The sequence below is a fragment of the Rhizobium sp. LARHSG275 genome (assembly GCF_052871115.1).
Genome location: NZ_JBIXJN010000010.1, coordinates 225796 through 245601, shown reverse-complemented (window position 1 = coordinate 245601; position 19806 = coordinate 225796). Strand labels below are relative to the sequence as shown.

Below are 19806 nucleotides of genomic sequence, written 5' to 3'. Positions count from 1 at the left end.
GCAAACCGTCTCGCGCAGCACAATGCGACGGAGCAGCACCGCCCCCCTTTATCGAGACGACGATCTCCAAACCGGCCCAACGAAAAATCATGCCCTACATCCATCGGCGACGCTCCCAAATCAAAACGTCGCCAAAACAATCATACAGCCCGCAGTAAAGGAATCCGACCCCCGCAAACCGAGTCAATCCGTCGCACCGACTTATGTATATGCCCTAGCACAAGGAGGGAGATCGGCTGGGCGCACCGGCTTCCCCAACCAAAAATTCATTGCAGCTCGGCGAAAGGTTGATTTGACGGGAAGATTTCGCCGCTTGTCATCTCCCCACCTGTGGGGGAGATGCCCGGCAGGGCAGAGGGGGCTTACACGGCATGGCCGTTTTGAAGGCCATGCTGGCCCCAGCCCCATCACCTCTCATTCACCCAGCGCCACCGCAATCTCAGCCGCAAGCCGCGCATTATTCTCAACCAACGCAATATTGGTCTTGAGGCTCTGACCATCCGTCAGGTCGAAAATGGTCGACAGAAGATAGGGCGTTACCGCCTTGCCGGTCACTTCGTCGCGTTCGGCGCTATCAAGCGCCCGCTCGATATAGATTTCCATCTCTTCGCTCGGAATCTCGTCGGCCTCCGGCACGGGGTTGGCGACGAGCATGCCGCCGTCGACGCCGAGTTGTTCGCGCACCGTCTGGAAATTGGCGATGGCGGCCGGGCTGTTCAGCGACAGCGGGCTGCGAATACCCGAAGAGCGCGACCAGAAGGCGGGGAATTCCTCGCTCTCATAGGTGACGACAGGCACGCCGCGGGTTTCCAGCACTTCCAGCGTCTTCGGAATGTCGAGGATCGCCTTGGCGCCGGCACAGACGACGATGACGCCGGTGCGGGCGAGTTCCTCGAGATCTGCTGATATATCGAAGCTTTCCTCGGCGCCGCGATGCACGCCGCCGATGCCGCCTGTGGCAAAGACGCGGATGCCGGCGCGCGCCGCCGCGATCATCGTCGCCGCAACTGTGGTGGCGCCGGTGCGGCGCTCGGCGATGGCGAAGGCGAGATCGGCGCGCGACACCTTCATCACTTCGGTCGCCTTGGCGAGTTGCTCCAGTTCTCCGGCTTCAAGGCCGATATGCAGCGTGCCGTGAATGACGGCGATCGTTGCCGGCACCGCACCCTGTTCGCGGATGATCGCCTCGACGCTGCGGGCCATCTCGATATTGCCGGGATATGGCATGCCGTGGGTAATGATCGTCGATTCCAGTGCCACCAGTGGCGCGCCGCGCTGCTTGGCGCTGGCGACTTCCTTCGAATAGGCGATCGGCAGAAGAGGGGAGATGGGCTTGGTCATGGTCTTGTCCTGTGATCGACAGAGCATGATGTCGAGGTGCGAGCGGTTTTCGGACGACATCATGCTCAACTATTTAATTGGCCGCTTCAATGCAGAATTCTGACCTTCGGAACAAGGGCAAGCGCCTCATTCAGCAGATCGGGCGTCAGATTTTCGTTGACGGCATGCCGCGACTGGACGGTCAGGGTGGCGGCTGCGGTGCCGTGACGAACGGCTTCTTCGAGCGGCAGGCCTGATATCAAGGCGGCGAGCGTGCCGGCCGCAAGACTGTCGCCGGCACCCGTAACATCGGCGACGGTGTCGGCGATCGGCGGCTGCAGTGTTACGGCGCGGCCCTCGCAAAGTGCGACGAGCTCGCGCTGACCGCGAGTAACGACGGCGTTCCGGATGCCGATCTCGTTCAGCAAAGGTGGCCAGCCGGCGGCGTCTTCCGGCAGTGCACCGGCAAGGGCGGCGGCTTCAGCCTCATTCAGGAACAGGTAGTCGATATCGCCGATGCAGGGCTTCAGCCTGACCACCTTGGCCGGCGAGATGGCGATTGCCGCAACGGGCTTGCCTAGCGAGCGTGCCTTTGCGACGATCGCCGCGACCGTCTCTTCCGGCAGGTTGGCGTCGAAGAGGATGAAATCATGCGCGGCGAAGGCTTCTCGCACCCAGCGGATGGAGAGACGCCGCGGCACGAAGAAGCGGTAAAGATCCATGTCGGCAAGGGCGATCACCAGATTGCCGTCCTTCTCGATGATCGCCGTGTAGCTCGGCGTCTTGCGGTCGAGGAAGACGAAGGGCCGGTCGTCGATGCCGGCGAAATCGGCAGCTTCTCCAACCGTCTCGCCCATCGGATCGCCGCCGCGCGGCGAGATCATCGTCACCTGAAAACCGAGCCTTGAGAGGTTGCGCGCCGCATTGAAGCCGCCGCCGCCCGGCTCCTCGAACCAAGTGCCGGGATTGCTGGCGCCAGGCGCCGTCTCGCCGGAGATGCGGCCGCGCCGGTCGATATGGGCGCCGCCGAGAACAAGAATCTTTTTCTTCATCCGATCCGCTCTCCCGATGCCCGAAGGACGAATCGATACAGCGCGCCCTTCCGCGGCCGAGTCGGCATTTCTGGCCTAAGCCGTTGCTTTTTATCGATAAAACAAATGCAGAACACGTGTCGTTTTACCTTTTTCTTTCAACTGTTTGATCGCCTATTGCGAGAATGGAACAAATGGAGTACAAACTCGACATTGCTAGAGCGGCTTCAATAACCTAAAGGTGGATGGGATGTCTCAGAATTCATTGCGGCTGGTAGAGGACAAATCGGTGGACAAAAGCAAGGCGCTTGAAGCGGCACTCTCACAGATAGAGCGGTCGTTCGGCAAGGGCTCGATCATGAAACTCGGCTCCAACGAGAATGTTGTCGAGATCGAGACGATCTCGACCGGCTCGCTTGGCCTCGATATTGCGCTCGGCGTCGGTGGCCTGCCGAGGGGCCGCATCATCGAAATCTACGGACCGGAAAGCTCCGGTAAGACGACGCTTGCACTGCAGACGATTGCCGAAGCGCAGAAGAAGGGCGGCATCTGCGCCTTCGTCGATGCCGAACATGCGCTCGATCCCGTCTATGCCCGCAAGCTTGGCGTCGACCTGCAGAACCTGCTGATCTCGCAGCCCGATACCGGCGAGCAGGCGCTCGAAATCACCGATACGCTGGTGCGCTCCGGCGCGGTCGACGTTCTCGTCGTCGACTCCGTCGCGGCCCTGACGCCGCGCGCCGAAATCGAAGGCGAGATGGGCGACAGCCTTCCCGGCCTGCAGGCACGACTGATGAGCCAGGCGCTGCGCAAGCTCACCGCTTCGATCTCGAAGTCGAACACCATGGTGATCTTCATCAACCAGATCCGCATGAAGATCGGCGTCATGTTCGGTTCGCCGGAAACGACGACGGGCGGCAATGCGCTGAAATTCTATGCCTCCGTGCGCCTCGACATCCGGCGCATCGGCGCGGTCAAGGAGCGCGAAGAGGTGATCGGCAACCAGACCCGCGTCAAGGTCGTCAAGAACAAGATGGCGCCGCCCTTCAAGCAGGTCGAGTTCGACATCATGTACGGCGAGGGTGTTTCCAAGACCGGCGAACTGGTCGATCTCGGCGTCAAGGCCGGCATCGTCGAAAAGTCGGGCGCCTGGTTCTCCTATAACAGCCAGCGCCTCGGCCAGGGCCGCGAAAACGCCAAGACCTTCCTGCGCGACAATCCGGATCTCGCCCGCGAGATTGAACTGTCGCTGCGTCAGAATGCCGGGCTGATTGCCGACCGCTTCCTGCAGAATGGCGGACCGGACCCGGATGATGGCGACTCCGCCGCGGAAATGTGATTTTCACGCTCGGTTCTTTTAAACATCAAAGCCGGCCGCATTCCCTGATGAGAATGCGGCCGGCTTTGTTTGTCTGCTGGACAGTGGCTGAGGCGAACGTTAAAAGCCGATGGATTTGTATTTACCTGCCTCCGGCAGCATTGAAGGGCATAGCATGAGCGGCGTGAACGATATCCGGTCGACCTTCCTCGACTATTTCAAGAAGAACGGCCACGAGATCGTTCCGTCGAGCCCGCTCGTGCCGCGCAACGACCCGACGCTGATGTTCACCAATGCCGGCATGGTGCAGTTCAAGAACGTCTTCACCGGCCTCGAAAAGCGTCCCTATTCGACGGCGACGTCTTCGCAGAAATGCGTGCGAGCCGGCGGCAAGCACAACGACCTAGACAATGTCGGCTATACTGCACGCCACCTGACCTTCTTCGAGATGCTCGGCAACTTCTCCTTCGGCGACTATTTCAAGGAGAATGCGATCGAGCTTGCCTGGAAGCTCGTCACCGAAGGCTTCGACCTTCCGAAGAACCGCCTGCTGGTGACCGTCTATTCCGAGGACGAAGAAGCTGCGACGCTGTGGAAGAAGATCGCCGGCTTTTCCGACGACAAGATCATCCGCATCCCGACATCCGACAATTTCTGGCAGATGGGCGATACCGGCCCCTGCGGCCCGTGCTCGGAAATCTTCATCGACCAGGGTGAGAATGTTTGGGGCGGCCCTCCGGGCTCCCCGGAGGAAGATGGCGACCGGTTCCTGGAGTTCTGGAACCTCGTCTTCATGCAGTTCGAGCAGACCGAACCCGGCGTTCGCAACCCGCTGCCCCGCCCGTCGATCGATACGGGCATGGGGCTGGAGCGTATGGCCGCCGTTCTGCAAGGCGTTCAGAGCGTGTTCGACACCGATCTCTTCCGCACGTTGATCGGCACCATCGAGGACACGATGGGCGTCAAGGCGGAAGGCAGCGCCAGCCACCGCGTCATCGCCGACCACCTGCGTTCCTCGGCCTTCCTGATCGCCGATGGCGTGCTTCCGTCGAATGAGGGCCGTGGTTATGTACTGCGCCGCATCATGCGCCGCGCCATGCGCCATGCACAGTTGCTCGGCGCCAAGGAACCGCTGGTCTACAAGCTGCTGCCCACGCTGGTGCAGCAGATGGGCCGCGCCTATCCGGAACTGGTGCGCGCCGAGGCGTTGATCTCGGAAACGCTGAAGCTGGAGGAAAACCGCTTCCGCAAGACGCTGGAACGCGGCCTGTCGCTTCTGTCGGACGCGACGACGGATCTTTCCAAGGGCGACATGCTGGATGGTGAGACCGCCTTCAAGCTCTACGATACCTACGGCTTCCCGCTCGATCTGACGCAGGATGCACTGCGTGCCCGTGAGATCGGCGTCGACATCTCCGGCTTCACCGATGCGATGCAGCGCCAGAAGGCCGAAGCCCGCTCGCACTGGGCCGGTTCCGGCGAGAAGGCGACGGAAACTGTCTGGTTCGAGCTTAGGGAAAAACACGGCGCAACCGAATTCCTGGGCTACGACACCGAAACGGCTGAAGGCGTCGTGCAGGCAATCGTCAAGGACGGCGCCGTCGCTGCCGAGGCCAAGGCCGGCGACAAGGTGCAGATCGTCGTCAGCCAGACGCCGTTCTACGGCGAATCCGGCGGCCAGATGGGCGATACCGGCGTGATCTCGTCCGACCACGGCAAGATCGAGATTTCAGATACGCAGAAGAGGGGCGAAGGCCTGTTCGTGCATCAGGGTACTGTCGTCGACGGCGTGGTCAAGGATGGCGATGCCGTCGTGCTGACGGTCGATCATGCCCGCCGGTCGCGGCTGCGCGCCAACCACTCTGCGACCCACCTGCTGCATGAGGCACTGCGCGAAGTGCTCGGCACCCATGTGGCGCAGAAGGGGTCGCTGGTCGCGCCCGAGCGCCTGCGTTTCGACGTTTCGCATCCGAAGCCGATGTCGGCCGAGGAACTGAAGATCGTCGAGGACATGGCAAACGAGATCGTATTGCAGAATTCGCCGGTTACGACGCGGTTAATGAGCGTCGACGATGCGATCGCCGAAGGCGCGATGGCGCTGTTCGGCGAGAAATACGGCGACGAGGTCCGCGTCGTTGCGATGGGCGAGGGCGTGCGCGGCGTCAAGGCCGGCAAGCCCTATTCGATCGAACTCTGTGGCGGCACGCATGTCGGGGCCACCGGCCAGATCGGCCTGATCCGCGTTCTCGGCGAAAGTGCCGTCGGCGCCGGCGTTCGCCGCATCGAGGCCGTCACCGGCGAATCGGCGCGCGAATATCTGGCCGAACAGGACGAACGCGTGAAGGCGCTCGCCACGTCGCTGAAGGTGCAGCCCGGCGAAGTGCTGTCGCGCGTCGAAGCGCTGATGGACGAGCGCCGCAAGCTCGAAAAGGAACTGGCTGACGCCAAGCGCAAGCTCGCCATGGGCGGCGGGCAGGGCGGCTCGGCCGATGCCGTGCGCGAGGTTGCCGGCGTCAAGTTCCTCGGCAAGGCGATATCGGGCGTCGGTCCCAAGGATTTGAAAGGTCTTGCCGATGACGGCAAGACCAGCATCGGATCGGGCGTCGTCACGCTGATCGGCGTTTCCGACGACGGCAAGGCAAGTGCCGTCGTCGCGGTAACGCCGGATCTGGTGCAGCGCTACAGCGCCGTCGATCTCGTCCGCATCGCCTCGGCCGCCCTCGGCGGCAAGGGTGGCGGCGGCCGCCCGGACATGGCGCAGGCCGGCGGCCCCGACGGCTCGAAGGCCGACGAAGCGATCGAGGCGGTTGCCGTGGCACTAGCCGGCTGAACTGCCGATTACGTCGCCTCTCGTCCCTTATTCCTGTGCTCGTCACAGGGATCCAGTGCGCCCAAGTCGTTGGGCGCGAAGGACTCTTTCTCTCTTTAGGTGCTGATTCATTCACGGCGCGGAAGCGCCGTGGCTGGATTCCTGTGACAAGCACAGGAATAAAGGAGTTTGGGGAGATGCAGGAGCACCCGTCTCGTCCTTCGAGGCCCCTTCGGGGCGCCTCAGCGAGGCTCTCTTGGGCGTTGGCGTTGCGGAGCCAGCAACTCCGCAGGATTTGTCAAATCGGGTTATGGTTCTCTCAAGCCGATCGATTTGCACGAGGTTCCGACATGAATGGCGAAACGGCATGGGCACTTTATGAAAACCGTCTGAGACGGGTTTCGGCCTATATTCACGACCACCTCGACGAGGAGCTGGATATGGAGCGGCTTGCCGAGATCGCCTGCATGTCGAGCTATCACTGGCACAGGATCTACCGGGCGATCTACGGTGAGACGCTGGCGGCCACCGTCAAGCGGCTCAGGCTGCATCACGCGGCGGGCGAGATCGTCCGCACGGAGCTTGCCGTCAGCGAAATTGCGAAGCGATCAGGCTATTCCAATCTCCAATCCTTCAATCGTATCTTCAAGTCGGTCTACGGCATGCCGCCGGCGCGCTATCGGAAAGAGGGAAGCCACACAGCCTTTGAACCCTCACCCAATGGAAAGACCAAAGTCATGTTAGACGTTACCATACGCGAGATCGGACCGATCGAGATGATCGGTGTGCCTCATACCGGTTCCTACATGCATATCGACAAAGCCTTCGAGACGCTGTTCGGCACGCTTTACGCTCGCGGCCTCGCCAAGCCCGAGATGCGGATGATCGGCATCTATCTCGACGATCCCGATATCGTACCGGAGGAAAAGCTGCGCTCGATCGCCTGCGTCACCGGCGCTGCCGAAGTGCCGGCGGCGGCGCTGTTCGAGCGGCGCACGATCGACGGCGGCGATTATGCGGTGCTGCGCCACAAGGGTCCCTATGCCAATATGCCCAAGTCTTATCAGTGGCTCTTTGCAGAATGGCTGCCGAAATCCGGTCGGCAGCTGAAGGACAGGGTCATGTTCGAGGAGTATCTCAACAATCCGCGCGAGGTGCCGCCGACCGAGCTTCTGACGGACATTCACATGCCGCTTGTCTGACGGCAGATATCCCCGGCGCGGTCTGGCAGCCGCGCCGGTTTCAGGGTCAAGCGGCCTGCATCGTCTTGCCTGCCTCGTTGTCCAACTCATTCGCGCGCTTGTAGGCCTCACGCTCGCTGATGCGGCCGAAATAGTCGACGAAGGCCTGGCGCTTTTCGATGCTGCCGAAACCAAGGCCCCAGCCGATATGGGCGCCGACATAGACGTCGGCGGCGGTGAAGCGCTCGCCGGCGACATAGGTCGAGCCCGAGACCGCCATTTCAAGCGTGTTCATGACATCGCCGAAACCGCCGCAGCCGGCCATGCGCAGGCGTTCCTTCGGAATTTCGAAGCCGAGCGCCTTCATCGTCACCGCTGATTCGAGCGGACCGGCGGCAAAGAACATCCAGCGGTAATAGCGGGCGCGCTCCTCCGGCCTCGGCGCCAGGGCCTTTTCGGGGAAGGTCTCGGCGAGATAGGCGCAGATCGCCGCGCATTCGGTGACGGTGGTATCGCCGTGGCGGATTGCCGGCACCTTGCCCATCGGATTGACCGCGAGATATTCCGGCGCCTTCATGGTCTCGCCGAAGGTCAGGAGTTCGGTGCGATAGGGCTGGCCGATCTCCTCCAGCATCCAGCGCGCGATGCGGCCGCGCGACATCGGGTTCGTATAGAATACCAAATCTTCAGTCATGAGATCCTCCTCGTGTTCCCGTTATTCTGCGGCCTTGCCGTTCCCCGGAATCAATAGTGCGGCGGGGCCCTTGTGCAACCCCAGGCCTTTAAAGCGTCTTGCGGTACTGGATGAAACCCGAGCGCTCGGCGATCCTGTCGTAGAGCCGGCGGGCCGTTGCATTCGTTTCGTGCGTCATCCAATAGAGTCGGCCTGCACCGTTTGCGCGGGCAAGATCGGCGACGGCCTCGATCAATGCGGCACCGGTGCCGAGCCCGCGGTGGCTGTTGTCGACATAGAGATCCTGCAGATAGCAGGTCCATTGCGGCAGCCAGCAGGAGCGGTGAAAGATGGCATGGACGATGCCGACAAGATGGCCGTCTTCGTCGAAGGCGCCCAGCGCATGCATCGGTTCGTCAGGATCGTGGAAACGAGCCCAGGTGAGATCGGTGGTTTCGGGCGGGATGACCACTTCGTAGAAGCGCTGATAGGCCTCCCACAAGGGTTCCCAAGCGGCGCGGTCCGAGGATTCGAGCGGTCGCAGGATGGCCGTCATCGGTTCATTCTCCCAAAATGAAAACGGCGGGGAAATCCCCGCCGCTTCGATGTTATCTCGGAAAGGCCGGCTTACGCCATGGCCTTCTGCAGGTTCTGGTCGATCTTGTCGAGGAAGGCAGTGGTCGAGAGCCACGGCTGGTCGGGGCCGATCAGCAGCGCCAGGTCCTTGGTCATGAAACCGGATTCGACGGTGTCGACGCAAACCTTTTCGAGCGTCGCGGCGAAGCGGGCAAGCTCGGCATTGTCGTCGAGCTTGGCGCGATGCGCCAGGCCACGGGTCCAGGCGAAGATCGAGGCGATCGAGTTCGTCGAGGTTTCCTGGCCCTTCTGGTGCTGGCGGTAGTGGCGGGTAACCGTGCCGTGAGCGGCTTCGGCTTCGACCGTCTTGCCGTCGGGCGTCAGCAGAACCGAGGTCATCAGGCCGAGGGAGCCAAAGCCCTGAGCGACGGTGTCGGACTGGACGTCGCCGTCATAGTTCTTGCAGGCCCAGACGTAACCGCCCGACCACTTGAGCGCCGAGGCGACCATGTCGTCGATCAGGCGGTGTTCGTAAGTGATGCCGGCTTCCTTGAACTGATCCTTGAATTCGCTCTCGTAGACTTCCTCGAAGATGTCCTTGAAGCGGCCGTCATAGGCCTTGAGGATGGTGTTTTTGGTCGACAAATAGACCGGCCACTTGCGCATCAGGCCGTACATCATCGAGGCGCGGGCGAATTCGCGGATCGATTCATCGAGGTTGTACATGGCCATGGCAACGCCGGCGCCCGGCGCGTTGAAGACTTCCTTCTCGATGACCGTGCCGTCCTCGCCGACGAACTTGATCGTCAGCTTGCCCTTGCCGGGGAACTTGAAATCGGTGGCGCGGTACTGGTCGCCGAAGGCGTGGCGGCCGACGACGATCGGCTTGGTCCAGCCGGGAACCAGGCGCGGCACGTTCTTGCAGATGATCGGCTCGCGGAAGATGACGCCGCCGAGGATGTTGCGGATCGTGCCGTTCGGGCTCTTCCACATTTCCTTGAGGTTGAATTCCTTGACGCGGGCCTCGTCCGGCGTGATCGTCGCGCACTTGATGCCGACGCCGTGCTTCTTGATGGCGTTGGCGGCGTCGACGGTGACCTGGTCGTTAGTGGCGTCGCGGTTTTCGACCGAGAGGTCGAAATAGTCGATATCGAGGTCAAGGTACGGATGGATCAGCTTATCCTTGATGAGCTGCCAGATGATGCGCGTCATTTCATCGCCATCGAGATCGGCGACGGGATTGGCGACCTTGATCTTGTTCATGTATCTGCCTCGTTCGAGCTTGGATGGGGACGGGGTCCCAGGTGGGTGACGTGATGAGCAGGGCTATAGCATTGTGAACCGGGAACGCAAAGCTGCAACCGGTTTCGGAATGCGTTTTTGCCGCCATTGCCAAGTGTAAGATTTCGGCTAGTCTCCGGCCCAACTGCTGCCCCCGGAATATTCGACCATGAAGACAATCGCCGTTGTAATCGCAAGCCTTATCGCTTTTTCCGGCAACGGTCACGCCGCCGACATCATTGCTCCCGTGAAGGAGATCATGGAGGCGACCAAGAGCAACTGGGCCGACAACAACAGCGACTGGACCGACATCTTCGATGCGGGCCGGCTCGACCATCTCTACAGCCGCGATTTCGTCGCGAAATACCAGGCGGCGGCGCAGTTTCCCGCCATCGACGACGACGGCATTTCGCCCTTCGACTACGACGTCATCGTCAATGGCCAGGATGCCTGCCCGCTGGAGGATCTGACGATGGTCGCGGCACCGCCGGTCAACGGGGTGGCCGAGGTGACCGTGCGCTTCCGAAAATCCGCCTGCTCGGATGCGCCCGATGCCAAGGACTATACGACTGTTCATTTCCTCGTGGTCGAAGAAGGCAGCAAACCCGTCATCGACGATATCGTCACCGAGAATATCGAAACGCAGGCGCGCGATTCCCTCAAGGCGACAATGGCGCTGATTGCCAAGGGCCAATAGGCGCGCGACATTCGCAAGCATCGGGATTCGATCTCGGGCGGTTTGATTTCCGCTCCTGCGGCGGTATCTGTTGATCCCTGGGCGGCATGAGGGGCTTTTGCATTTGTTTTCCGGTTTTCAGTTCCGCGACTGGTTGCTTGCCAACGATCCGGCGCTCTCGCGTCTGCGCATGGCCTCGCGGGTGACGCTGACGATCGTTTTCTCCTTTTTGATTCTCCTTGCCATCCAGATGTTCCTCCTGCCGCTGCCGACGGCAGCTTTCGGCCTTGGCATCGTGCTGTCGATCGAGGGCGGGGTGGCGGTTCGCGACAAGGGCAATACGCGCCAACTGGTGACGCGGCTCTTCGGTTGCGTCGCAAGCGTTGGCGTCGTCGCCATCGCGGCGGGCCTCGAGGATCGGCGTTTTCTCTCCGATCTCGTTTTCCTAGTGGTGATCGCGCTCGCCTCGGCCGGCCGCGTGTTCGGGCCGCGCGGTTTTGCGATCGGCATGTTCGCCTTCACCTCCTATTTCATGGGGTCTTATTTCCGGCCTTCTCTTGCCGAGCTGCCTGATGTGGCGATCGGCCCGGTCGTCTCAGTGCTCGTCGGCCATCTGGTGAGGGCGGTGCTGCTGCCCGACGACTGGCAGCGCGATCTGTTGCGCTCGCTCGAGAGTGTCAGGGGCCGTATCAACCAGATCCTCTTCAAGCTCGCCACCCTTGCCGGCAGCGCCGAAATCGGAGAAGCCGATCGGCAGGAGCTGCGCCAGCTGGAAGACCGGCTGAAGGAAGTGGTGCTGATGGCCGAAACCTTCATCCCCCGCCCAGCGGCCGGCGTCTTCGACGGTGCCGCCGATCCAGCCGCCGAGCTGGCGATCCGGCTCTTCGATGCGCATCTTGCCGCCGAGAGTGCGATTGTGTTGAGCTTCCAGAGTCCGCCGCCCTTCGCGCTCGTCCATGCGGTGATCGAGACGGATACGGCGGAACTCGAAAGATACGAGAGCATGAGCGAAGCCGCTGTGGATCGGCCGCAGGGCGAAACCGTGCGTGCGCTTCTCTGGCTCGGCGAGGCGCGGCGGCAATTGACGCAGGCGATCGGCAAGGGACAGGCATCCGGCTTCTCCGGCATCGATGCCGTCAAGGATATGGCGCAGCCCCAACCGATCGACTTTTCGTTTGCCAATCCGCTGCTGCGCTCGGCGTTGCAGATCACGCTGGCATCGGCGATCGCCATGAGCTTCGGCCTGCTCTTGTCGCGCGAGCGCTGGTTCTGGGCGGTGCTTTCCTCCTTCCTCGTTTTCACCAACACCAATTCGCGCGGCGACACGGCGATGAAGGCGCTGTCGCGCTCGCTCGGTACAGTGTTCGGCATCGCGATCGGCCTTGTGCTGGCGACGCTGATTTCGGGGCAGCTGGCGATCGCCATTCCGGTTGCGGCCGTCTGCATTTTCCTCGCCTTCTATTTCCTGCAGGTTTCCTACGCGACGATGACCTTCTTCATCTCGATCGTGCTTTGCCTGGTCTATGGCATGACCGGCGTGTTGACGCTCGACCTGCTGCAGCTGCGCATCGGGGAGACCATGATCGGGGCGGTGGCCGGAACGGCAGTCGCCTTCCTGGTCTTTCCGGCCCGCACCCGGGGTGCGCTCGATGCGGCACTTGCCCGCTGGTTCCAGGCGCTGGAGGACCTGCTGAACGCGATCGGTGAGGGCAAGAGCGGCTTCGAGTTGATCGCCCTGTCACAGAAGATCGATGCCTGCTACCGAGACGTGACGGTGGCCGCCAAGCCGCTTGGCTCGTCCTGGTCGGTGGTGACGCGGCCGGGCCAGATCCGCCAGACGCTGGCGATCTTCCTCTCCTGCACTTATTGGTCGCGCATCCTGGCGAAGAGTTCCACAGCGCCGGCCGAGGCCGACGCGCTGAAGAGGCTGATCGCGGCGGATCTGGCGCTGATGAAAGATGCGGCCGCGCAAGGCTCGACCGCTTTCTTCATCGAGCGCAAGGCATCGCGGATGACAGGACCGCATCTGCCGCTGTCGCGCGAGGGCACCAGGCTGGGGCTCGAAATGATCGGTTCGGCGCTGGAAAGGCTCTATCCGCAGGCTGATGTCTTGCCGTTTGCCCCGGGCGAGGTTATTGCGCGCTCGAAACAGGGATAAGGTCATGGCAGGCACGAATAGCGAGCGTCAACTTCTGGCCGAAGGGCCGGCCATCATTCTGGTCGAGCCGCAGATGGGCGAGAATATCGGCATGGTGGCGCGTGCCATGGCGAATTTCGGCCTTGCTGAACTGCGCCTCGTCAATCCGCGCGACGGCTGGCCGAACGAGAAAGCCCTGGCGACCGCCTCCAAGGCCGATCACGTGATCGAGGCTACCAAGGTCTACGATACGCTGGAACAGGCAGTCGCCGATCTTAATTTCGTCTATGCGACGACGGCGCGCGAGCGCGACGGTTACAAACCGGTGCGCTCGCCGGTCATTGCCGCCGAAACGCTCCGGGCGAGATTTCGCGCCGGTGAGGGCACCGGCATCCTCTTCGGGCGTGAGCGCTGGGGGCTAACCAACGACGAGGTGGCGCTTGCCGACGAGATCGTCACCTTTCCCGTCAATCCGGCCTTTGCCTCGCTGAACATCGCCCAGGCGGTGCTGCTGATGTCCTATGAATGGATGAAGTCCGGCATGGAGGATCTCGGCGCCGTGCCCTTCCAGGCGATGGGGCAGACGCCCTCGACCAAGGACCAGCTGTTCGGCCTGTTCGACCAGCTGGAAGAGGCGCTCGATGCGCGCGGTTATTTCCACCCTGCCGGGAAAAAGCCGAAAATGGTCGACAATCTCCGTGCCGTTCTATCCCGCCGGGCCTTCACGGAGCAGGAAATCAGCGTGCTGCGCGGCGTCATCTCCTCCCTCGACCGCTTCTCGCGCAAGAGCCCGCGCGGCGGCCGGTTCCCGACAGCGGCCAAGGAAATACCGCCCGATGACAGCGCCGACGCATGAGTTGAAACCCGTCCTCGTCTTCGATTCCGGCATCGGCGGGCTGACCGTCTTGCGCGAGGCGCGTGTGTTGATGCCGGAACGCGGCTTCATCTATGTCGCCGACGATGCCGGCTTTCCCTATGGCGGATGGGAGGAACAGGCGCTGAAGGAACGGATCATCGGACTTTTCGGCCGGCTACTCGAAGAACACGATCCCGAAGTCTGCATCATCGCCTGCAACACCGCCTTCACGCTGGTCGGCGCCGATCTCCGCGCCGCCTTTCCCCAGATGACCTTCGTCGGCACTGTGCCGGCGATCAAGCCGGCGGCGGAGCGTACGCGCTCCGGCCTCGTCTCGGTGCTTGCCACGCCGGGCACGGTGAAGCGCGCCTATACGCGCGATCTCATCCAGTCCTTCGCCCAGCAATGCCATGTGCGGCTCGTCGGCTCGGAGAACCTTGCGCGCATGGCGGAGGCCTATATTCGCGGTGATGCCGTCTCCGACGAGGCCGTGCTTGCCGAAATCGACCAATGCTTCGTCGAAAAGGACAGCCGGAAGACCGATATCGTCGTACTCGCTTGTACCCACTATCCTTTCATGGCCAATCTTTTCCGCCGGCTTGCGCCTTGGCCGGTCGACTGGCTGGACCCCGCCGAAGCGATCGCGCGGCGCGCCCGTACACTGGTGCCGCTGGTCGCGGACGCTGTGCATCCCGACAATGTCGATTTCGCGGTGTTCACCTCGGGCAATCCCGATTTCGCCACACGGCGGCTGATGCAGGGCTTCGGCTTGAGGGCGTAGCGCCGCGAAGAGATGCACGATCACGGCGATGGATCAGCTTCTCGGATGATGCCGGGAATTGTCCTGTGGGTTGGTGAAATCCGGTCCTGAAAGACAATGCATTCTTTGATAGACGGGGCGATGCCGTTTCGGAAGAATGGCGGTTCATTCATGTGAGTCTCTTCGTCGCGAGGATATACATTGCAGGTTGGCATCGATATGGGACTGGCGTCCGGCAGCCCGGCGACGCTCGATATCGAGGAGCTGCTGGCGACCCGTCTGCTCGTGCAGGGCAATTCCGGATCGGGCAAGTCGCATCTGCTGCGCCGCCTGCTCGAGCAGTCGGCGCAATGGGTGCAGCAGGTCATCATCGATCCCGAGGGTGATTTCGTCACCCTCAGCGATAGGTTCGGCCATGTCGTCGTCGACGGTGAGCGCACAGAGGCGGAGCTTGCCGGCATCGCCAACCGCATTCGCCAGCATCGCGTTTCCTGCGTGCTGACGCTCGAAGGCCTCGATCTCGAAGACCAGATGCGCGCCGCCGCCGCCTTCCTCAACGGCATGTTCGATGCCGATCGCGAATACTGGTATCCGGTTCTCGTCGTGGTCGACGAGGCGCAGATGTTTGCGCCGTCGGTCGGCGGTGATGTCTCGGAAGATGCGCGCAAGATGTCGCTCGGCGCGATGACCAACCTGATGTGCCGCGGGCGTAAACGCGGTCTTGCCGGCGTGATCGCGACGCAGCGGCTTGCCAAGCTCGCCAAGAACGTCGCCGCCGAGGCCTCGAACTTCCTGATGGGCCGCACCTTTCTCGATATCGACATGGCGCGTGCTGCCGACCTGCTCGGCATGGACCGGCGCCAGGCCGAGATGTTCCGCGACCTGAAGCGCGGCAATTTCGTCGCTCTCGGACCGGCGCTGTCGCGCCGGCCGCTGCCGATACAGATCGGCACGGTGGAGACCTCGGCTCGTTCTTCCAGCCCGAAGCTGATGCCGCTGCCGGATGCGCCTCAGGATATCGAGGATCTGATCTTCACGCCCGATCCGGAGGAATTCCAGCGCCCGCTGGTGCGCCGCTCCCCGCCTGCGCCGCGGCCGACGACCGATATTCTGGCCGAACTCTCGCGCTCGACGCCGGCGGCATCGGCGGTACCTGCCGAGGCGAGGGCGAGCCAGGTGGAAGTCTCCGCCGAGGAGCGGGAGGAGCGCCTTGCCGGCCTGCTTGCCGAAATCCTCGACGATCCCACCTCCGCCTTCCGCACCGATTCGGTGCTCTACCAGGATTTTCTGGTCAGGCTGCGCATGCGCCGGGTGCCGGGACCGCCGATCACGCTGCCGGATTTCCGCCGGCGTGTGGCGATCTCGCGTTCCGGCGTCGATGCGGCAACGGCCGCGACCGATGCCTGGGCGACGGCGCTGTCGCTGTCTTCAGGTGTCACCGACGACCTGCAGGGCGTCTTCCTAATGCTCGCCAAGGCCGCCGTCTGCGGCGAGCCGTGCCCGTCGGACGCCCGCATAGCCCGCGCCTACGGCACCCATTCCGCCCGCCGCGCGCGGCGCCTGCTCGGCTATTTCGAGGAGCAGGGCATCGTGGTCGTGCACGCCGATTTTGCCGGCAAGCGTATCATCGCCTTCCCGGACATGGACTGCCAGACGGCGCCGGGCGACGCCAACGCACCAGATACCGGCGACCAGCCGCTGGCGGCGGAGTAGGGGCAGGCGTCAGGTTCCGATCAGATGCGGTGCATGCCTTCGAACGGCCCACGCCCTGCTGAGGAAGACATTGCAAGGAAGCCAAATGATCGAACTGCGCCCTGTTTTGCCGAAAGACCTCGATCTCATATGCCGTCACCGCAAAGCGATGTTTGCCGAAGCTGGCAGAGATGCGGCTGAGATCGCTGCGATGAATTCCGCCTTTCGAGATTGGCTCAAGCCGCGCCTGGAGGACGGCCGATATTTCGGCTTCATCGCCGAGCATGACGGACGTTCCGTGGGAGGCGTCGGCCTGATGCTTATCGAGTGGCCGCCACATCCATCCCACCCGAGCGACGATCATCGAGGCTACGTGTTGAACGTGTTTGTCGATCCTGAGCAACGGGGGCGTGGCATAGCAGGCTTGCTCATGGATGCCGCAGATCGGGAATTCAGGCAGCGCGGTATCACCTATGCTATTCTGCACACGACAAAGGCAGGACGACCGCTATATGAGCGAACAGGCTGGGCTCAAACGTCCGAGATGGCAAAAGCAATCCAGCCCGTTGCCGGATGGGACGGGCAAGCGACCTGATCGAACTGGCCGAGGTTCTGAAGCGGTTTGTGAGGAACACGACGGATGTAGCGCTAGACGTGGCATTCGCAAAGTTCGGTGATCGCATCTCGGGCTGTTGACATTTTCATGACGGCCCTCTAAAGACCGCCGCAAGCACCGGGCAGCAATGTCCGGTGTTTCATTTGACATGTCCCGTGGATCGTTCCTGTTCGCTAACCGGAACATCCTGTCGGATCTCGGCAGAGATCAGAGGAGGGCGTGTTTCCTTCGTGCGGTTTGGCAACAAACCGTCTTAAACCTTTGAAAGGAAATACGATGAGCAAGCGCGAATCGTCCAAGTACAAAATTGACCGCCGTATGGGCGAAAATATCTGGGGCCGTCCGAAGTCCCCGGTGAACCGCCGCGAGTACGGCCCGGGCCAGCACGGCCAGCGCCGCAAGGGCAAGCTCTCGGACTTCGGTGTGCAGCTGCGCGCCAAGCAGAAGCTCAAGGGCTACTACGGTGACCTGCGCGAAAAGCAGTTCCGCGCGATCTTCGCCGAAGCCGACCGCCGCAAGGGCGACACCTCTGAAAACCTGATCGGCCTCTTGGAATCGCGCCTCGACGCGATCGTCTATCGCGCCAAGTTCGTTCCGACGGTCTTTGCTGCCCGTCAGTTCGTCAACCATGGCCACGTCTCGGTCAACGGCGTGCGCGTCAACATCGGTTCCTACCGTTGCAAGGCCGGCGACGTCATCGAGGTTCGCGAAAAGTCGAAGCAGCTGGTAATCGTTCTGGAAGCCGTCAGCCTCGCCGAGCGCGACGTTCCCGACTACATCGAAGTCGATCACCATAAGATGGTCGCAACCTTCGGCCGCGTCCCGACTCTCAGCGACGTTCCGTTCCCGGTCGTCATGGAACCGCACCTGGTCGTCGAATTCTATTCGCGTTAATGCATTGGTCTCGCAGTCGAAACCGATTGCGAGACAACAGCATGCGTCGATATACGGAAAGCCGCTCTTTCGAGCGGCTTTTTTGCGATCTGGAGAGAAGCAATGGCAGATTTGCAGGCGACCCTCGATAGCATCTACGCCGATATCCAGCCGCGGATCGGCGAGGGCAAGGTCGCGGACTATATTCCCGAGCTCGCCAAGGTCGACCCGAAGCAGTTCGGCATGGCGATCGTCACCGTCGACGGCAGGGTCTATCGTGTCGGCGATGCCGATACCGCCTTCTCGATCCAGAGCATATCGAAGGTCTTCATGCTGACCCTGGCGCTCGGCAAGGTCGGCGAGGGGCTGTGGAAGCGCGTCGGGCGCGAACCTTCCGGATCGGCTTTCAACTCTATCGTCCAACTCGAACACGAGAGCGGCATCCCTCGCAACCCCTTTATCAATGCCGGCGCCATCGCCGTCAGCGACGTCGTCATGGCCGGCCATGCGCCGCGCGAGGCAATCGGCGAGCTGCTGCGTTTCGTGCGCTATCTTGCCGATGACGAGTCAATCACCATCGACGACAAGGTGACGCGCTCGGAAACGCAGACCGGATATCGCAATTTCGCGCTTGCCAACTTCATGCGCGCCTACCGCAATCTCGACCATCCCGTCGATCACGTGCTCGGCGTTTATTTCCATCAATGCGCCTTGTCGATGAGCTGCGAGCAGCTGGCCCGCGCCGGGCTGTTCCTGGCGGCGCGCGGCAGCAATCCGACGACCGGCCATTCGGTGGTCTCGCCGAAGCGGGCGCGTCGCATCAATGCGCTGATGCTGACCTGCGGCCATTACGATGGCTCGGGTGACTTCGCCTATCATGTCGGCCTGCCCGGCAAGAGCGGCGTCGGCGGCGGCATTTTCGCGGTGGCGCCGGGCATTGCCTCGATCGCAGTGTGGTCGCCGGGGCTGAACAAGGTCGGCAATTCGCAGCTCGGCGCCGCGGCGTTGGAAATGCTCGCAGCGCGCACCGGCTGGTCGGTTTTCGGCGATTGACGCTGTGTTGCCAGGCGGGTTTCTGCTAGAGCAAGTGTGGAATTTCTGTAGGACGAAGCAATGAATATCGCAGTCAATATCGCCGATGATTTGGAAACTGGCGAAGCCGACAGCAGCGGCCATGCGCTGTTTGCCGATGCGCCGCGTTCCGTCTCTTTCAACAAGCTGCGCAAGCGGCTGCTGCGGCAGGTGCGCCAGGCCTTCGACGATTTCGATATGCTGAAGGGCCAGAAGCGCTGGCTGGTCGGCCTTTCCGGCGGCAAGGATTCCTACGGGCTGCTGGCGCTGCTGCTCGATCTCAAATGGCGCGGGCTGCTGCCGGTCGAACTGATCGCCTGCAATCTCGACCAGGGCCAGCCGAACTTCCCCAAACACGTGCTGCCGGATTATCTCACCAAGATCGGCGTTCAGCACCGGATCGAGTATCGGAATACCTATTCGATCGTGAAGGAGAAGGTGCCTGAAGGCGCCACCTATTGTTCGCTCTGTTCGCGGCTGCGCCGCGGCAATCTCTACCGCGTCGCGCGGGAGGAGGGTTGCGATGCGCTGGTGCTCGGCCACCACCGCGAGGACATTCTCGAAACCTTCTTCATGAATTTCTTCCATGGCGGCCGGCTCGCCTCGATGCCGGCGAAGCTTCTGAACGACGAGGGCGATCTGATGGTGCTGCGGCCGCTGGCCTATGCCGCTGAGGACGACCTCGCGAAATTCGCCGTCGCCATGCAGTTTCCGATCATCCCCTGCGATCTCTGCGGTTCGCAGGACGGGCTGCAGCGCAATGCGATGAAGGACATGCTCGCCGATATCGAGCGGCGGATGCCGGGCCGCAAGGATACGATGCTGCGGGCGCTTTCGCATGTGAACCCGTCGCATCTGCTCGACCCGAAACTCTTCGACTTTTCCACCCTTGGTGTCACCGATCCTTCATGAAAAGCCAGCTAAGCAGGCTGCTCA

Annotated in this window: 17 protein-coding genes; 12 read left to right on the top strand and 5 right to left on the bottom strand. The window is 62.1% G+C overall.

Features of this window, described 5'->3' with window-relative positions; genetic code table 11:
* Nucleotides 1-414: 414 nt before the first annotated feature.
* Both ACIPSK_RS16155 and ACIPSK_RS16150 read right to left on the bottom strand, forming a co-directional pair.
* The gene (locus tag ACIPSK_RS16155; RefSeq protein ID WP_170261505.1) at nucleotides 415-1341 is read right to left on the bottom strand and encodes a pseudouridine-5'-phosphate glycosidase; all 927 of its coding nucleotides are present in this window, start codon (nucleotides 1339-1341) and stop codon (nucleotides 415-417) included.
* An 86-nt stretch (nucleotides 1342-1427) separates the two neighbouring features.
* Nucleotides 1428-2372 (bottom strand): carbohydrate kinase family protein, encoded by a 945-nt coding sequence (locus tag ACIPSK_RS16150; protein WP_162117035.1) that lies wholly within the window; start codon nucleotides 2370-2372, stop codon nucleotides 1428-1430.
* Nucleotides 2373-2601: 229 nt separating this feature from the next.
* Here ACIPSK_RS16150 and recA point away from each other — a divergent pair, with 229 nt between their 5' ends.
* The 3 genes from recA (at nucleotide 2602) to ACIPSK_RS16135 (ending at nucleotide 7680) form a co-directional block, all read left to right on the top strand.
* A complete protein-coding gene (gene recA, locus ACIPSK_RS16145; protein WP_003568997.1) occupies nucleotides 2602-3690 on the top strand; it encodes a recombinase RecA in 1089 nt (362 codons plus the stop codon).
* 154 nt (nucleotides 3691-3844) lie between these two features.
* The gene (gene alaS, locus ACIPSK_RS16140; RefSeq protein WP_162117036.1) at nucleotides 3845-6499 is read left to right on the top strand and encodes an alanine--tRNA ligase; all 2655 of its coding nucleotides are present in this window, start codon (nucleotides 3845-3847) and stop codon (nucleotides 6497-6499) included.
* Between the two features lie 329 nt (nucleotides 6500-6828).
* Nucleotides 6829-7680 carry an AraC family transcriptional regulator gene (locus tag ACIPSK_RS16135; RefSeq protein WP_162117037.1) on the top strand — a complete coding sequence of 284 codons (852 nt, stop codon included), beginning with the start codon at nucleotides 6829-6831 and terminating at the stop codon, nucleotides 7678-7680.
* 46 nt (nucleotides 7681-7726) lie between these two features.
* Here the strand turns inward: ACIPSK_RS16135 and ACIPSK_RS16130 are convergent, their stop codons facing one another.
* From ACIPSK_RS16130 to ACIPSK_RS16120, 3 genes are all read right to left on the bottom strand, one after another.
* Nucleotides 7727-8353 (bottom strand): glutathione S-transferase family protein, encoded by a 627-nt coding sequence (locus tag ACIPSK_RS16130; protein WP_162117038.1) that lies wholly within the window; start codon nucleotides 8351-8353, stop codon nucleotides 7727-7729.
* 88 nt (nucleotides 8354-8441) lie between these two features.
* Entirely contained in the window at nucleotides 8442-8888 is a 447-nt protein-coding gene (locus ACIPSK_RS16125; protein WP_017964508.1) for a GNAT family N-acetyltransferase, read from the bottom strand.
* A 71-nt stretch (nucleotides 8889-8959) separates the two neighbouring features.
* Entirely contained in the window at nucleotides 8960-10171 is a 1212-nt protein-coding gene (locus ACIPSK_RS16120) for an NADP-dependent isocitrate dehydrogenase (protein ID WP_162117039.1), read from the bottom strand.
* 187 nt (nucleotides 10172-10358) lie between these two features.
* On the opposite strand from ACIPSK_RS16120, the gene ACIPSK_RS16115 reads away from it, so the two are divergent.
* The 9 genes from ACIPSK_RS16115 (at nucleotide 10359) to ttcA (ending at nucleotide 19782) form a co-directional block, all read left to right on the top strand.
* Nucleotides 10359-10886, top strand: a complete 528-nt coding sequence (locus ACIPSK_RS16115) for a hypothetical protein (protein ID WP_162117040.1) — start codon at nucleotides 10359-10361, stop codon at nucleotides 10884-10886.
* A gap of 97 nt (nucleotides 10887-10983) precedes the next feature.
* Nucleotides 10984-13023, top strand: coding sequence for an FUSC family protein (locus ACIPSK_RS16110; RefSeq protein ID WP_162117041.1), 2040 nt, complete (start codon nucleotides 10984-10986; stop codon nucleotides 13021-13023).
* Nucleotides 13024-13027: 4 nt separating this feature from the next.
* Entirely contained in the window at nucleotides 13028-13858 is an 831-nt protein-coding gene (locus tag ACIPSK_RS16105; protein WP_162117042.1) for an RNA methyltransferase, read from the top strand.
* Nucleotides 13839-14639 (top strand): glutamate racemase, encoded by an 801-nt coding sequence (murI, locus tag ACIPSK_RS16100; protein WP_017964503.1) that lies wholly within the window; start codon nucleotides 13839-13841, stop codon nucleotides 14637-14639. The genes ACIPSK_RS16105 and murI overlap by 20 nt, the downstream gene beginning before the upstream one ends.
* A 180-nt stretch (nucleotides 14640-14819) precedes the next feature.
* Nucleotides 14820-16331 carry an ATP-binding protein gene (locus ACIPSK_RS16095; protein WP_162117043.1) on the top strand — a complete coding sequence of 504 codons (1512 nt, stop codon included), beginning with the start codon at nucleotides 14820-14822 and terminating at the stop codon, nucleotides 16329-16331.
* 85 nt (nucleotides 16332-16416) lie between these two features.
* On the top strand, nucleotides 16417-16905 hold the full coding sequence (locus tag ACIPSK_RS16090; RefSeq protein ID WP_168724790.1) for a GNAT family N-acetyltransferase: 489 nt from the start codon (nucleotides 16417-16419) through the stop codon (nucleotides 16903-16905).
* Nucleotides 16906-17202: 297 nt separating this feature from the next.
* Entirely contained in the window at nucleotides 17203-17820 is a 618-nt protein-coding gene (gene rpsD, locus ACIPSK_RS16085) for a 30S ribosomal protein S4 (RefSeq protein WP_017964499.1), read from the top strand.
* Between the two features lie 102 nt (nucleotides 17821-17922).
* A complete protein-coding gene (locus ACIPSK_RS16080; protein WP_162117044.1) occupies nucleotides 17923-18852 on the top strand; it encodes a glutaminase in 930 nt (309 codons plus the stop codon).
* A 60-nt stretch (nucleotides 18853-18912) separates the two neighbouring features.
* A complete protein-coding gene (gene ttcA, locus ACIPSK_RS16075) occupies nucleotides 18913-19782 on the top strand; it encodes a tRNA 2-thiocytidine(32) synthetase TtcA (RefSeq protein ID WP_446532947.1) in 870 nt (289 codons plus the stop codon).
* Nucleotides 19783-19806: the final 24 nt, after the last annotated feature.